The organism is Salinicola acroporae (genome assembly GCF_003206615.1).
GTDB classification, from domain to species: domain Bacteria; phylum Pseudomonadota; class Gammaproteobacteria; order Pseudomonadales; family Halomonadaceae; genus Salinicola; species Salinicola acroporae.
Map to the genome: position 1 here is coordinate 60,206 of NZ_PZJW01000015.1, position 14,266 is coordinate 74,471.

The 14,266-nt window shown below is 63.7% G+C and carries 15 protein-coding genes; 4 read left to right on the plus strand and 11 right to left on the minus strand.

Annotation, left to right across the window (positions count from 1 at the left end):
- Positions 1 to 41 precede the first annotated feature (41 nt).
- The 5 genes from folK to dksA form a co-directional block, all read right to left on the minus strand.
- Positions 42 to 539 carry a 2-amino-4-hydroxy-6-hydroxymethyldihydropteridine diphosphokinase gene (folK, locus tag DOM54_RS18580; protein WP_110717755.1) on the minus strand — a complete coding sequence of 166 codons (498 nt, stop codon included), beginning with the start codon at positions 537 to 539 and terminating at the stop codon, positions 42 to 44.
- A complete protein-coding gene (gene pcnB, locus DOM54_RS18585) occupies positions 532 to 1,962 on the minus strand; it encodes a polynucleotide adenylyltransferase PcnB (RefSeq protein ID WP_110717756.1) in 1,431 nt (476 codons plus the stop codon). The genes folK and pcnB overlap by 8 nt, the downstream gene beginning before the upstream one ends.
- A 155-nt stretch (positions 1,963 to 2,117) precedes the next feature.
- Positions 2,118 to 2,636: a hypothetical protein gene (locus DOM54_RS20130; RefSeq protein ID WP_162619929.1), complete on the minus strand. Its 519-nt coding sequence runs from the start codon at positions 2,634 to 2,636 to the stop codon at positions 2,118 to 2,120.
- Positions 2,637 to 2,967: 331 nt separating this feature from the next.
- On the minus strand, positions 2,968 to 3,870 hold the full coding sequence (gene gluQRS / locus DOM54_RS18590; protein ID WP_110717757.1) for a tRNA glutamyl-Q(34) synthetase GluQRS: 903 nt from the start codon (positions 3,868 to 3,870) through the stop codon (positions 2,968 to 2,970).
- A 113-nt stretch (positions 3,871 to 3,983) separates the two neighbouring features.
- Positions 3,984 to 4,421 (minus strand): RNA polymerase-binding protein DksA, encoded by a 438-nt coding sequence (gene dksA, locus DOM54_RS18595; protein ID WP_110601320.1) that lies wholly within the window; start codon positions 4,419 to 4,421, stop codon positions 3,984 to 3,986.
- Positions 4,422 to 4,684: 263 nt separating this feature from the next.
- Here dksA and sfsA point away from each other — a divergent pair, with 263 nt between their 5' ends.
- Entirely contained in the window at positions 4,685 to 5,443 is a 759-nt protein-coding gene (gene sfsA / locus DOM54_RS18600; RefSeq protein WP_110717758.1) for a DNA/RNA nuclease SfsA, read from the plus strand.
- Here the strand turns inward: sfsA and metW are convergent.
- The 5 genes from metW to DOM54_RS18625 all read right to left on the minus strand — a co-directional run bounded on the left by metW (position 5,440) and on the right by DOM54_RS18625 (position 9,560).
- Positions 5,440 to 6,036 (minus strand): methionine biosynthesis protein MetW, encoded by a 597-nt coding sequence (gene metW, locus DOM54_RS18605; protein ID WP_110707542.1) that lies wholly within the window; start codon positions 6,034 to 6,036, stop codon positions 5,440 to 5,442. The genes sfsA and metW overlap by 4 nt on opposite strands.
- The gene (gene metX / locus DOM54_RS18610) at positions 6,036 to 7,193 is read right to left on the minus strand and encodes a homoserine O-succinyltransferase MetX (protein WP_110717759.1); all 1,158 of its coding nucleotides are present in this window, start codon (positions 7,191 to 7,193) and stop codon (positions 6,036 to 6,038) included. Before metX ends, metW begins: the two co-directional genes overlap by 1 nt.
- A gap of 151 nt (positions 7,194 to 7,344) precedes the next feature.
- Positions 7,345 to 7,935, minus strand: a complete 591-nt coding sequence (locus DOM54_RS18615) for a YggT family protein (RefSeq protein WP_110601313.1) — start codon at positions 7,933 to 7,935, stop codon at positions 7,345 to 7,347.
- Positions 7,936 to 7,968: 33 nt separating this feature from the next.
- Entirely contained in the window at positions 7,969 to 8,808 is an 840-nt protein-coding gene (gene proC / locus DOM54_RS18620; protein ID WP_110717760.1) for a pyrroline-5-carboxylate reductase, read from the minus strand.
- Positions 8,809 to 8,849: 41 nt separating this feature from the next.
- A complete protein-coding gene (locus tag DOM54_RS18625; protein WP_110717761.1) occupies positions 8,850 to 9,560 on the minus strand; it encodes a YggS family pyridoxal phosphate-dependent enzyme in 711 nt (236 codons plus the stop codon).
- Positions 9,561 to 9,600: 40 nt separating this feature from the next.
- Between DOM54_RS18625 and DOM54_RS18630 the strand changes: the two genes are divergently transcribed.
- Positions 9,601 to 10,635 (plus strand): type IV pilus twitching motility protein PilT, encoded by a 1,035-nt coding sequence (locus DOM54_RS18630; protein ID WP_110717762.1) that lies wholly within the window; start codon positions 9,601 to 9,603, stop codon positions 10,633 to 10,635.
- Positions 10,636 to 10,669: 34 nt separating this feature from the next.
- Positions 10,670 to 11,803, plus strand: a complete 1,134-nt coding sequence (locus tag DOM54_RS18635; RefSeq protein ID WP_110717763.1) for a PilT/PilU family type 4a pilus ATPase — start codon at positions 10,670 to 10,672, stop codon at positions 11,801 to 11,803.
- A 16-nt stretch (positions 11,804 to 11,819) separates the two neighbouring features.
- On the opposite strand, the gene DOM54_RS18640 is transcribed toward DOM54_RS18635, so the two are convergent.
- A complete protein-coding gene (locus DOM54_RS18640; RefSeq protein WP_110717764.1) occupies positions 11,820 to 12,935 on the minus strand; it encodes an anhydro-N-acetylmuramic acid kinase in 1,116 nt (371 codons plus the stop codon).
- A 98-nt stretch (positions 12,936 to 13,033) separates the two neighbouring features.
- Between DOM54_RS18640 and tyrS the strand changes: the two genes are divergently transcribed.
- A complete protein-coding gene (tyrS, locus tag DOM54_RS18645) occupies positions 13,034 to 14,233 on the plus strand; it encodes a tyrosine--tRNA ligase (RefSeq protein ID WP_110717765.1) in 1,200 nt (399 codons plus the stop codon).
- Positions 14,234 to 14,266: the final 33 nt, after the last annotated feature.

Sequence of the window (14,266 nt, forward strand, 5' to 3'; positions counted from 1 at the left end):
GCTCACCAGACGCAACAAGACGTTGGCGGCATGCCGGTGGTTCACGCTGACAGACGCTGCAGCGGCTGATCCTCCAGCCGGTTTGCCAGACACCCTGGTAGCTCGCCGCCGAGGGAGAGTGTTGGCGCGATTTCCGCCAGGGGTTCGAGCACGAAGCGGCGGTGAATCATCTCCGGATGAGGCAGGGTGAGGCGAGGGAAGCGGCAGTTGAGGCCGGCGAACCACAGGAGATCCAGATCCAGCGTGCGAGGTCCCCAGTGACGGTGCCGTACACGACGATGGCGTTGCTCGATCGCCTGAAGCTGGTCGAGCAGTGCCAGCGGTGAGAGTCGCGTACGAACGGCGACGACGGCGTTGATGAAGTCGGGTTGATCCTGAGGGCCGACCGGCGCGCTGGCGTAGAGCGAGGAGGCGGCAACGCGCTCGCTCACCGGTAGCGCCGCCAGCGACGCCATGGCCCGTGCCAGTTGGTCACGGGGCGACGCCAGGTTACTGCCCAGACCGATATAGGCCAGGGCGGAGTGTCGATGGTCAGTCATCCAGCGTCGGCGGTGTCGGCTTGTTGGTCGGCCGCCGACGCTTGCGTGGACGACGACGGCGTGGCTTGGGGCTGGTCCCCGCCGGGTTGCTGCCGGCATCGTTGGCGAGTAGCTGGCGCTGCCCCTCCTCATCCGCCTGCTGGAACTCGGTCCACCAGCTACCCAGGCCCGGGGACAGCTCGCCAGCTTCCTCGCGCAGCAGCAGGAAGTCGTAGGCGGCGCGGAAACGCGGATGTTCCAGTGTCTGGAAGACCCGACGGCCGCGTCGGCGCGGGAGTTGCTGCTGGAGGTCCCAGATCTCGCGCATCGGGATGCTGAAACGCTTGGGTATCGATGTATGTTGCAACTGACGACTGATGACCTGCTGTGCCGCAGCCTGCTGAGCGGGGACCTCCGGCAGGTCCTGTTCGTGGGCGATGCGGGGAGTGCGTTGCTGAACGCAGGGCCACAGCAGGGCGCCAAACAGGAAGGCCGGCGTGACCGGCCGATCCTGGGCGATCCGCGCATCGGTATTGATCAGCGCCTGCTCGACCAGCTTGACGGCCCAGGGCTGCTCGTCGAGGACTTCGTCGCTCTCGGGGAACAGCATCGCGAACAGGCCATGATCACGCAGCACCCGGAAGCTCTGCAGCGCGTGCCCAGAGAGAAACAGCTTGAGCACTTCCTCGAACAGCCTCGCCGGCGGGATCTGGAGCAGTAGCGGGGCCAACTCGCGAATCGGTGCCTCGGTACCTTCGGCAATCCGGAAGTCGAGCTTGGCGGCGAAGCGTGCGGCGCGCAGCATGCGCACTGGATCCTCGCGATAGCGGGTCTCCGGATCGCCGATCAGGCGAAGCACTCGGTCGTCCAGGTCCTGGAGACCGCCGGTCCAGTCATGAATGGCGAAGTCGGTCACGCTGTAGTAGAGCGCATTGACGGTGAAGTCGCGCCGGATCGCGTCCTCTTCGACGCTACCCCAGACGTTGTCCCGCAGCAGCAGGCCCTCGTCCGACTGCTGGCTGTGATTGCCGGCATGTTCCTCACCATGCCGTCCGCGGAAGGTCGTCACCTCGATCACTTCGCGCCCGAAGCGGACGTGGACGATCCGGAAGCGTCGGCCGATGATGCGAGAATTGCGAAATAGCTGACGCACCTCGTCCGGCGTCGCATTGGTGGCGACATCGAAGTCCTTGGGCCGGTTGCCGAGCAGAGAGTCCCGGATGCAACCACCGACCAGGTAGGCGTCGTAACCGGCGCCATTGAGCCGATACAACACCTTGAGAGCGCTTTCGCTAAGGTTCTGGCGCGAGACGTTGTGTTCGTCGCGGGGAAGGACTTGCGGGGTGGGCGTGGCGTCTTCGGCCGCCTGAGCGGATTCCGGGCCGAAGAAGGTCTTCAAACGTTCACCGGGACGTTGGAGAAAACGGGAAAATCCTTTGAACATGCGGCGAAATCGACTCGCGAGGTAGCAAAACTCCAGTGTAGCGGAGGCCAGGGGGCTTGCAAAGGCAATGGCGGGATGAGGGGGCAGAAGACACCGCACGGATCGTTTGGTGCCCGGAGGGGCGTGACCGTATCGATATTCGCTGCCAGCTCGGCTCACGGTAAAACGAACGAGGCCGATGGGAACCTCAAGATGAGAATAGTAAAAGGGGAGGCCCGGTGGGCCTCCCCTTGCAAGAATGCTTCGCAACGTCCATGCCGCTTCTTCTTGTTCGTGATGGCGCATCGCCTTGAATACGCACCACAGTCGCTGAACGAGCTTGCAGTCACTGGCTTGTCGTTGTCAGCCATGCTGTGTACAGCGACCACCTCGTATTCAAAACAATAATCCAACCACGACAGGCAATGCCCTTTCCCGGTTGTTGTCGTTGTTCCGGGAAGTCTCCAGATCACGAGGAAGCTTGTTGTTGTTGCCTCGTTGACGAAGAGCGTCGCGTCCTGATTTTTGCGTCGGCTCGAGGACGATTGTTGTTGTTCGTGTCCTCGTTCGCCCTGGGCCTGTGTTGTTGTTATGGGGCCGGTGGCGATCTGCCTTCCTAGTTTGAGTGCCGCGTTGTTGTTGTTATCGGCAGTGGGGCCATTCCGATCGCTATTGTTGTTGGGTTTGATCGGCACCCGCTGTTGTTTTTCTTGTCTTAGTTACTGCACTTGCTGTGCCACTCCTTATTTTTTTTAACAAAATCAGCTTCTTGCTGTTTTGGTGTCGTGCCAGTCGCCCTATGGCTGCCGGCATGGGGGAAGCCGGATGATTCATAAGGGGGCATCTGCAGCGCATCATGCGTGATTGTGGTGCGCCCCTCTCCGCAATGGCGACAGGGTGGCGCAAAACGGCGCGAGTTTCGCTTAGACAATAGTCTTCAATCGAAGGGAGGGACGGCCTCGGCAACACCGGAAGGCAGGCTTGACGTCAGCCGGGAGATGGCGGGAGACCCTGCCGGCAAGGGCGTCAGTCATGCCTCCGGCCTGGGGTGGCAACCATCGTTTCGGGGGACCAGTGCGCGAGGGCGTGCGCCAACTGAGAGGTCACTTCCGCCTGGCGCAGTGCGGCCGGGGGCGCCTGACCCAGCAGTTGCAGCGCCTGATGGAGAACGGGGCGAGCCGGAGCCTCATCGTGGGGAATGGCGGTCGCGAGATTCTGCTTGGAGAGTTTCTGGCCATCCTCGCCGAGGACCAGCGGCAGATGCAGATAGCGTGGTTCAGGATAGTTCAGGGCGACCTGGAGTTGTCGTTGCCACGGAGTATTGTCGAGCAGATCGAAGCCGCGGACGATGTCGGTAATGCCCTGCGCCGCGTCGTCGACCACCACCGCGAGCTGATAGGCCCAGAGACCATCCTTGCGTTTGAGTACCACGTCGCCCTGGGCAGTCGGGTCCAGACATTGGCTCCCGAACAGGCGGTCTTGCCAGCACACCGGCTGGATGCCCTTGTCGGTTCGTAGCCGCCATGCCTGCGCGCGTTCGGGGTGGCGCGAGCCATGGCGGCACCATCCCGGGTAGTGGCCGTGCTGTTGCCATTCGCGTCGCGAACAGCCGCAAGGGTAGGCCATCCGATCGGCGACCAGACGGTCCAGTGCGGCCTGATAAGCGGCTCCCCGGTCGCTCTGGTGGCGAATCTCCCCATCCCATTCCAGCCCGAACGCTTCCAACTGGCGGTAAATCTGATCGATGGCACCGGGAGGACAGCGTGGCGGGTCGATATCCTCGATGCGCAGCAGCCAGTGGCCGCCGGCTGCTCTGGCATCCAGCCAGCTGCCCAGGGCCGCCACCAGGGAGCCCAGGTGGAGCGGACCGGAAGGCGTGGGCGCGAAACGGCCGATATAGCCCGAGGCAGGTAGCGGGGCGATGGTCATCAGACGGCTCGTGAAGGGGAACATGGCAGCGCCGGGAGACGCCAGGATAGCGCGGAACGCAAGACGGGCACCGATGAAGGTGCCCGTCGCGGTTCCAAGGTGACCGAGGTCATTCAGCCGCCAAGCTGCTTTTCCTTGAGTTCGGCCAGCGTCTTGCAGTCGACGCAGAGCGTGGCCGTGGGGCGGGCTTCGAGGCGGCGAATGCCGATCTCGACGCCGCAGGCCTCGCAGAAACCGTAGTCGTCCTCGTCGATCTTCTCGATCGTTTCGTTGATCTTCTTGAGCAGCTTGCGCTCGCGATCACGGGTGCGCAGCTCCAGGCTGAACCCCTCTTCCTGCGTGGCGCGATCCGCGGGGTCCGCGAAGTTGTTGGCCTCTTCCTGCAAGTGGCGAACCGTGCGGTCGACCTCTTCCATCAGATCCTGTTTCCAGCCCAGAAGGATCTCACGGAAATGCGCAAGTTGTTTGTCATTCATATACTCTTCACCCGGCGCCGGCTGGTACGGGGTGAATTGACTGGGCGCTTCCGTTTTCTTTTCCGCTACTGGCATGGGGGCGGCCTCGTTACGCAAGTGTCGTGACGCGTGTGATCTGGCCGAGTATCGGCCGGGGCAGCGTCTGCCACTGCCCGAAGCCATGCTTATTTAGCGAAAAAGTTGCCGCTTTGCAACCGAATGGGCGCTTTATTTTTCTCATCCCCGGTTCGTGAAAGCCGGGGAATCGGGCTGGCATCCGCCGGGTTGGCGATGCCACGACTATCGTGTTGCTGGACCGAATCTCTCCAGGCACTCGTCTTTGTGGATATCAATACCTCATGCACTACCCGGTTCTTCTCCCTGGCAAGCTGTCGAGACGCTACAAGCGCTTCCTGGCCGATATCGAGCTCGAGGATGGCCGCGAGGTCGTGGCGCACTGCCCGAACACCGGCTCGATGCGCGCCGTCAACGTTCCCGGTTGCCGGGTCTGGGTGTCGCCGAGCACCAACCCCGCCCGCAAGCTGTCTTGGACCTGGGAACTGATTGAACTGCCCGACGGCAAGGGAGGCGTCGATCTCGTGTCGGTGCACACCGGGCGTGCCAACGCGCTGGTCGAGGAGGCGCTGCGCGACGGTCTGGTCCCCGAGCTCGCCGGTTTCGCCGAGCTCAAGCGAGAGGTCAACGTCGAGGGGGCCAGGCTCGATTTCCGCTTGAGAGCGGTGCAGGGGGGCGACACCTTTGTCGAGGTCAAGCAGGTGACGCTCAGGGAGAACGACGGTCACGGCTATTTTCCCGATTCGGTCAGCGCGCGTGGGCGCCGTCATCTCGAGGTGCTGGCCGAGCTGGTTGCCCGTGGCCACCGCGGGGTACTGCTATTCTGCGCGGCGCATACCGGTATCGACGACGTGGCGCCCGCGGCGCATCTCGATCCCGCGTACGCACGCACGCTCCAGGCGGTCGTGGAGCGTGGCGTCGAAGTGCTGGCCTACGGTTGCCGGGTGACGTGGGGGCAGGGAAGACCCGAGGCGGTGATGCTGGATCGCCGCCTGGACCTGAACCTCGAACGGCGCTGGCAAGCCGACGACGAATCGCGTTAACGCCCGCGCCGGACCCGGAAGATCGCCGTCTCTCCGAACAGATTGGGCCAGAGCCTCGATGTCCAGTGTCCCTCGTGTTCGGCGCTGCCAACGGCCTCGTCGACGATGGTGACGCCCTTGTCGCGGCACAGGTTGGCGAAGTCCCGGAATGTCGACAGATGGATGTTGGGGGTGTCGTACCAGGCGTGGGGGAGGGAGCGCGAGACCGGCATGCGGCCACGGAAAGTCAGATGTAGCCGGTGCTTCCAGTAGGCGAAGTTGGGGAAGGCGATGATGCATTCCGGGGCCACCCGCAGCATCTCGTCCAGCATGGCGTCCGGGCGGCGCAAGACCTGGAGCGCCTGGGTCATGATGACCAGATCACAGGCATCGTCCACGAAATTGCCCAGGCCGTCGTCCAGGTTCTGCTCGAGCACGTTGACGCCCTTGGTCAGGCACGCCGAAATTCCTTCCGGGTCGATCTCGAGGCCGTAGCCGGTGACGTTCTTGTGGCGTGCCAGCGCTGCCAGTAGCGTACCGTCGCCGCAGCCCAGGTCGAGGATGCGTGCGTCATCGGGCACCCAGCCGTAGATCAGTTCGAGATCCGCGCGCATCAGCTTGCCCCTCCGTTGAGTTGCGCATCGATGCGCCGCATGAAACTGCCGAAGACCGACTCGTACTGGTCGTTGGGCAGCAGGAAGGCGTCGTGCCCGTGCGGGGAGTCGACGTTGACGTAGCTGACTGCCTTGCCGGCTCGCAGCAGGGCGTTGACCAACTCCTGCGAGCGGGCCGGAGCGAAGCGCCAGTCGGTGGTGAAGCTGACGACCAGAAACGGACAATCGGCCGGCGCCAGCGCGGCGGCCAAGTCGCCGTCGTGTTGTCCGGCGGGGTCGAAATAGTCCAGCGCCTTGGTCATCAGCAGATAGGTGTTGGCATCGAAGCGGGTCGAGAAGGTATCACCCTGATGGCGCAGGTAGGACTCCACCTGGAACTCCACGTCATAGCCGAAATTCAACTGGTCGCTGCGCAGGTCGCGCCCGAAGCGCGAGCCCATCGAGTGTTCGGACAGGTAGGTGATGTGACCGATCATCCGGGCCAGTTTCAGGCCCAGCTTGGGAATCGCGCCGTGGTCGGCGTACCAGCCGTCGTGAAAATCGGGGTCCGAGCGGATCGCCTGGCGGGCGACTTCGTTGAAGGCGATGTTCTGCGCCGACAGTCGCGGGGTCGCGGCAATCACCGCCACGTTGGCGACTCGCTCCGGATAGGCGATCGTCCACTGCATTGCCTGCATGCCGCCGAGACTGCCGCCCACCACGGCGGCGAAACGGTCGATGCCGAGTCGGTCGGCCAGCCGCGCCTGGCTGTGAACCCAGTCCGCCACCGTCATGACCGGGAACGTGGGCCCCCACTGGCGGCCGGTCTGCGGATCGATGCTGCCGGGCCCGGTGCTGCCGTGGCAACCGCCGAGGTTGTTGAGCGAGACGACGAAGAACCGCTCGGTATCGATCACCTTGCCTGGGCCGATGTAGGCGTCCCACCAACCGGGCTTGAGCTCGTCGGCAGCGTGAAAGCCCGCCGCGTGGTGATGACCGGACAGGGCGTGACAGATCAGGACCGCGTTGCTGCGCTCGGCGTTGAGCGTGCCGTAGGTCTCGTAGACCAGTTCGAAGTGCTCGAGGGTCTTGCCGCAGGCCAGGGCCAGCGGAGACTCGAATGTGGCGGTCTGCGGTGTGACCAGCCCGACGGAGTCGGACGGAAAGGAAGCGGACATGAAACGGGGTAGTCTCCAGGTTCAGCGAGGGCAGTTGGCCGATTCACATCGGTGAATGCCCGGACGCCGCCAGCCGCAGTTCGTCAACGGTCCACGACCTGATGCTGGCGTGGACCGTCTTCGGGCCGGCGGCGGAGGCGGTCGGCGTGGCTCAGAAGCCGACCAGGGCACCCGGCAGGCCGGCGGCACGGGCCAGCGACCCGACGACGACGCTGTCGAGTAGATTGATGGCGATGAACACGACGATCGGCGAGAGGTCGATCATGCCCAGCGGAGGGATCACGCGGCGTACCGGGGCCATGATCGGCTCGACGATCTGCATCACCAGCAGCGCTCCCGGATGACTGGCACGGGGCGCTACCCAGCTCAGGATGATCATGATGATCAGGGCAAAGAAGTAGATCTTGAGAATCGCATTGAGTACGCCCGCGATGCCCGCCAGCAGCAGGCCCTGCAGCGGCGGCATGCCGAAACCCGCAATCTGGAAGATGGCGGTGATCACGATCACCTTGAGCAGGAAGCCCACGAACAGCGTGGCGATGTCGATGCGCCCGACGGGCCGCAGGATCTTCTGGACCGGCGCGACCACCGGCTGGGTCGCCTTGACGATCCCCTGGCTCATCGGGTTGTAGTAGTCCGCCTGCGAGAATTGCAGCAAAAAGCGCAGCATCAGCACAAACAGATAGATGTTGACCAGCGTGTTGACCAGCATCAGGCCGGCGCTTCCAAGATTACTGCCCATTATTTTCTCCTAATGGATTCCATTCCTGCTCGTTCAGTTCCGACCCAGCTCGCTCGACAACTCACGGGCGCGCTCGGCGCAGGCGCGGGTCGCGCGGCTCACGATCTCGGCCAGACCTGCCTCTTCGAACGTTTGGATCGCGCGCTCGGTGGTGCCGTTGGGGGAGGTGACCCGCCGACGCAGCTCGGCGGGGTCGAATTCGCTCTCCCGCGCCATCTTGGCGGCGCCGAAGGCGGTCTGCAATGCCAGTCGGCGCGCACTCTCGGGCGATAGTCCCAGCGCGGTACCGGCTGCTTCCAGCGACTCCATGAACAGGAAGAAGTAGGCCGGGCCGCTGCCGGAGATGGCCGTCACGGCCTCGATCTGGGCTTCCTCCTCCACCCACTCGACCAGGCCCACCGGTTCCAGCAGGTCGGTCGCGAGCTGGCGTTCGGCGTCGCTGACGCGGTCGTTGGCGTAAAGCCCGCTGGCGCCCTCACCGACCAGCGATGGCGTGTTGGGCATGCAGCGGATCAAGGCAAGACCGCCTCCCAGCCAGGCGTCCAGCGTCGCGGCATCGAGCCCGGCCGCCACTGAAACGATCAGAGGCCGCCGAGACTGGACGCTATCCCGCAGCGACACGCAGAGATTGCGCATCATTTGCGGTTTGACGGCGAGGACGACGACGTCCGCCTCCCCGACCGCGGCCAGATTATCCTGCATCGTGCGAATGCCATAGCGCTGACCGATGGCATCGCACGTTTCCTGGCTGCGTGACGTGGCGACGATGGCATCGGCGGGATAGCCGCCTTCGAGCATCCCGCCGAAGATGGCGCTGGCCATGTTGCCGGCGCCGATGAAGACGATGCGGCTGGCGTTGGGCGAGTCGGTCATGACTGGGTCCTTTGGGGTCGGTCAGAGAAGGGGCGATAGGGTCAGCTTCCCCGTGGCGGGCGACTACCGAAGATGGCGGTGCCCAGGCGAACGATGGTGGCGCCCTCCAGGACGGCCGCCTCCAGGTCGCCGCTCATGCCCATCGACAGGGTATCCAGGGTGGCTTCGGGAAAGCGGCGCTGCAGCTCGGCCAGCGCGACGGCGACCTGGCGGAATGCGTGACGCTGCCGGTCTCTGTCGTCGCTGGGCGCCGGTAACGCCATCAGGCCTCGCAGGCGGATATTGGGGAGCGCCAGCAGTGATTCGGCGAGCGCCGGCAGGTCGTCGATATCGACCCCCGCCTTGCTGGCTTCGCCGCTGACGTTGAGCTGCAGGCAGAGATCGATTGGGCCCAGCGCCGGCGGGCGCTGCTCGGAGAGTCGGCGAGCGATCTTTTCCCGGTCGATGCCATGCACCCAGTTGAAATGCTCGGCGACGTCGCGAGTCTTGTTCGACTGCAGCGCACCGATGAAATGCCACTCGATGTCGTCGAGGTCGGCCAGCGCCTGCTGCTTCTCCAGGGCTTCTTGCAGGTAGTTCTCGCCGAAGGCGCGTTGACCGGCGGCATAGGCCTGGCGCAGCATATTTGCTGGCTTGGTTTTGCTGACGGCAAGCAGGCGTGCGCTGTCCGCCGGCCGGCCGGCTGCGGAGAGCGCCGCCTCGAGGCGATCGCGGGCGCGGGATAGAGACTCGGACACCGATGCTTCTGGCATACTGGATGGCGACCTTACGCAGGGGATCGAATAAAAACCCATGGATATTACCGAACTGCTGGCGTTCTCGGCAAAGCACGACGCTTCGGACCTGCACTTGTCGGCGGGGCTGCCGCCCATGATACGGGTCGATGGCGACATGCGTCGCCTCAATGTGCCAGCGCTCGACGACAGTCAGGTGCGCCGACTGATCTACGATGTGATGAACGACCGTCAGCGCCGGGATTTCGAAGCCACGCTCGAGACCGACTTCTCGTTCGAAGTCACCGGCGTATCCCGCTTCCGTGTCAATGCGTTTACGCAGGGGCGCGGCGCCGGCGCGGTCTTTCGTACCATTCCCAGCAATGTGCTGACGCTCGACGACCTCGGGTTGGGTGACGTCTTTCGGCGTCTGTCGATGTTGCCGCGAGGCCTGGTGCTGGTCACGGGGCCGACCGGCAGTGGCAAGTCGACGACGCTGGCGGCGATGATCGACTACATCAACAGCAACCGCCAGGAACACATCCTGACCATCGAGGATCCGATCGAATTCGTGCACGAGAGCAAACGCTGCCTGATCAATCAGCGTGAAGTGCATCGCGACACCAAGGGATTCGCCCCGGCCCTGCGCTCGGCCCTGCGCGAAGATCCCGATGTCATCCTGGTCGGCGAGCTCAGGGACCTCGAGACCATTCGGCTGGCATTGACGGCCGCCGAGACCGGCCATCTGGTATTCGGCACCCTGCACACCACGTCGGCAGCCAAGACCATCGACCGCATCATCGATGTCTTTCCCGGTGACGAGAAAGGCATGGTGCGCTCGATGCTGTCCGAATCGCTGCAGGCGGTGATTTCGCAGACGCTGCTCAAGCGTGAGACCGGTGGACGTGTGGCGGCTCATGAGATTCTGGTGGCGACATCGGCGATTCGCAATCTGATACGGGAGGGCAAAGTGGCTCAAATGTACTCGGCGATTCAGACCGGCGGTAGCCTGGGGATGCAGACGCTGGACGCGGCGCTTTCCCAACTGGTGGCCGATGGCGTGGTGAGCCGTCAGGAAGCTCATGCCAAATCGCGCGCCGGACTCGACCAATGAGCTCGCGCTTCGGATTCCGGGACCAGGACCTGAAATGACTCCCTCTCAATGGTTTGAGCAGCTTCTCGATATCATGCTGGCCAAGCAGGCTTCGGATCTCCTGATCTCCACCGGGGCGCCGCCCTGCCTGAAGCTGGATGGCAAGCTGGTGGCCCTGGGCGACGTGCCGTTGCAGCCGGACCAGGTGCGCGAGTTGGTGGCCATTGCTTTGCCCCAGGGGCGGCAAGAGGCTTTCGAGACGGATCACGAGGCCAATTTCGCCCTCAGCCTCAGCGGCAAGGGGCGTTTCCGTGTCAGCGCCTTCTACCAGCGTAGCCAGCCGGCGATGGTCGTTCGCCGGATCGCTTTCGACATTCCCGATCTCGAATCTCTTGGCCTGCCGGAAGTGACGGGGACGTTGGCCTCCATTCGGCGTGGACTGGTGCTGGTAGTGGGCGGGACCGGCAGCGGCAAGTCCACCACGCTGGCCTCGATGATCCAGCACCGCAATCGCACGGTTGGCGGCCATATCATCTGTATCGAAGACCCTATCGAATACATGCACCCGCACCAGCGTGGCATCATCAACCAGCGTGAAGTGGGGATCGACACGGAATCCTACGAGGTGGCGCTGAAGAATGCCCTGCGCCAGGCGCCGGATGTCATCATGATCGGCGAGATACGAAGCCGGGACACCATGGAACTGGCGCTCAGCTTTGCTGAAACCGGCCATCTCTGTCTGGCCACGCTGCACGCCAACAGCGCCGATCAGGCGATCGAGCGGATTCTCAGTCTGTTCCCGCCGTCACGCCAGGAGCAGATATGGATGGATCTGTCACTCAATCTGCGCGCCGTGGTCGCTCAGCGATTGTTACCGCGTCAGGATGGAGCCGGGCGCTGTGTGGCGACCGAGGTGCTGCTCAAGTCCCCTTTGATCAGCGAACTGATTCGTCGTGGCGAGGTCGCCGAGCTGAAGGACCTGATGCGGCGCTCCCGGGAGCAGGGCATGCAGACCTTCGATCAGGCGCTATACGAGCTGTTCCGGCGAGGAGAGATCAGCGAGAGTCTGGCTCTGGCGCATGCCGATTCGGCCAACGACTTACGCATGCTGCTCAAGTATGGCGAACGCCGGGATGCCGGTGACAGAAGTGATGATGGCGCGAAGTTCTCGTTGATCGACGACGAGTGAGCGAACGCCCCTTGGTTCAAGGTGCGTAGATGCCGCCAAGGACACGAGGGCCGCTGGCGCCGGTCACCTCCGGCAGGTTGCCGGTCAGCCGGTGAATCCGGCGCCATGCCAGCCACGCGAAGGCGCCGGCTTCCAGCCAGTCGGCCGACCAGCCGAATGCATCGCAGCAGGTGAGCGAGACCGCCGGTAGATGTGTCGCCAGGCGCTCCATCAAGTGACGGTTGCGGGCGCCGCCGCCGCAGACGATCAGATCCGTGCCATCGGCAACGATGAAGTCGCGTGCGGCCTTCGCGACGCTGGCCGCGGTCAGCTCCGCCAGTGTTGCCTGGACATCGGCAGCCGCTTCGTTGCCACGCAATCGCGCCTCCAGCCAGGCCAGGTGAAATTGCTCGCGCCCTGTGCTCTTGGGTGGCGGGGCGGCGAAATACGGCTCCTCGAATAGACGGTCCAGCAACGACTGATCGATGCTTCCACTGGCCGCCCAGCTTCCCGCTTCGTCGATCGGCCCATTTCGGTGCCGGGTGTGCCAGGCGTCAAGCAGCAAATTTGCCGGCCCGGTATCGAAGCCGATGACCGGCAGCGATGACGGCTTGGGGGGCAGCCGTGTCAGGTTGGCGATACCGCCCAGATTGAGAATCAGCCGAGTACGGACAGGATCGGAAAACAGGGCCTGATGAAATATCGGCGCCAGCGGCGCGGCCTGCCCGCCGGCCGCCATGTCCCGGCGGCGGAAGTCGGCAACCACCTGGCAACCGGTCAGCTCGGCCAGCCGGCTGGGATTGTCGAGCTGATAGGTGAAGGGCGTTTCGGCGTAGGGGGCATGCTCGATGGTCTGGCCGTGGCTGCCGATGGCGGTAATCGCCGAGGGCTCGAGGTCGTGGCGCTGCAGCAGCTGTCGCACGGCTTCGGCCTGGTGGTCACAGAAGGCGCTTTCGGTGGCGCCCAGCATGGCGAAGGAGACCTGCGACGCCTGAGTCAACTCAAGCAGCGCCGCTTTCAATTCGGCACTCATGGGGAGGCACAGCGCATCAATCAGGCGCGGACGCCGAGCGACGTCATCGACGATCTCGACGAGTGCGGCGTCGATTCCATCCAGGCTGGTGCCGGACATCAGGCCCACGAATAGCGTCATCTATTTCTCCTGTCGCAGGGCGGTTCAACGGGTTCAAACGAGTCGTGCTAAGATTGCCGCCTTTCAAGCTCGATAGCGTAGTAGTGGAGACGGATACGATGGCCCAGGTCGACGAAGCGCTGGCATTGATCAAGCGCGGCACGCAGGAGATTCTGATCGAAGACGAGCTGGTAAAAAAGCTCGAATCCGGTCGCAAGCTCCGGATCAAGGCGGGCTTCGATCCTACCGCTCCCGACCTGCACCTGGGGCACAGTGTCTTGCTGACCAAGATGCGCCAGTTTCAGGATCTCGGCCACGAGGTGATTTTCCTGATTGGGGACTTCACCGGCCGGATCGGTGATCCCACCGGCAAGAACGTCACCCGCAAGCCGCTCACCGAGGAGGAGGTCAAGGCCAACGCCCAGACCTATCGGGAGCAGGTCTTCAAGATCCTCGATCCCGACAAGACCGAGGTGCGCTTCAATGCGGAGTGGTTCGGCGAGATGTCCGCCGCCGACATGATTGAGCTCTCTGGACAATCTACCGTGGCGCGCATGCTCGAGCGCGATGACTTCGAGAAGCGTTACCGGGCGGGTCAGTCGATCTCGATTCACGAGTTTCTCTACCCGCTGGTGCAAGGCTACGACTCGGTCGCACTGAAGGCGGACATCGAACTCGGCGGTACCGACCAGAAGTTCAACCTGCTGATGGGACGCGAGATTCAGAAGCACTTCGGCCAGGAGCCGCAGGTTGTCATCACCATGCCGCTGCTCGAAGGGCTGGATGGCGTGCAGAAGATGTCCAAGTCGTTGAACAACTATATTGGTGTCGACGATGCCCCTGGCGTGATGTTCAACAAGATCGTGTCGATGCCGGACGGTCTGATGTGGCGCTATTTCGAGCTGCTGTCGCTGAAATCCAACGAAGAGATCGAGGCGATTCGGCGTGAGATCGAACAGGGGGCCAACCCGCGCGACATCAAGATGGCCTTGGCGAGAGAGTTGATCACGCGTTACCACGGCGCGGAAGCGGCGGCGAATGCGCACCGCTCGGCGGGTAACCAGCTCGCAGAAGGGGAGCTGCCGGAGGATCTGCCTGAAGTCGAGGTGGACTTCGAGGGCGCGGCGCAGGCGCCGATCGCGGCGGTGCTCAATCGAGCCGGGTTGGCCAACAACAGCGCCCAGGCCAAGGATATGCTCAATAACGGCCGGGTGAAGGTCGACGGCGAGGTTGCGGCCAAGGACACAATGCTTGCCACCGGCAAGCCCTATGTCATTCAGGCCGGCAAGAAGCGCTACGCTCGGGTCACGATCGGCTAGCCGGTTCGTCATTCCCGCTGAAACGCCCGCCTC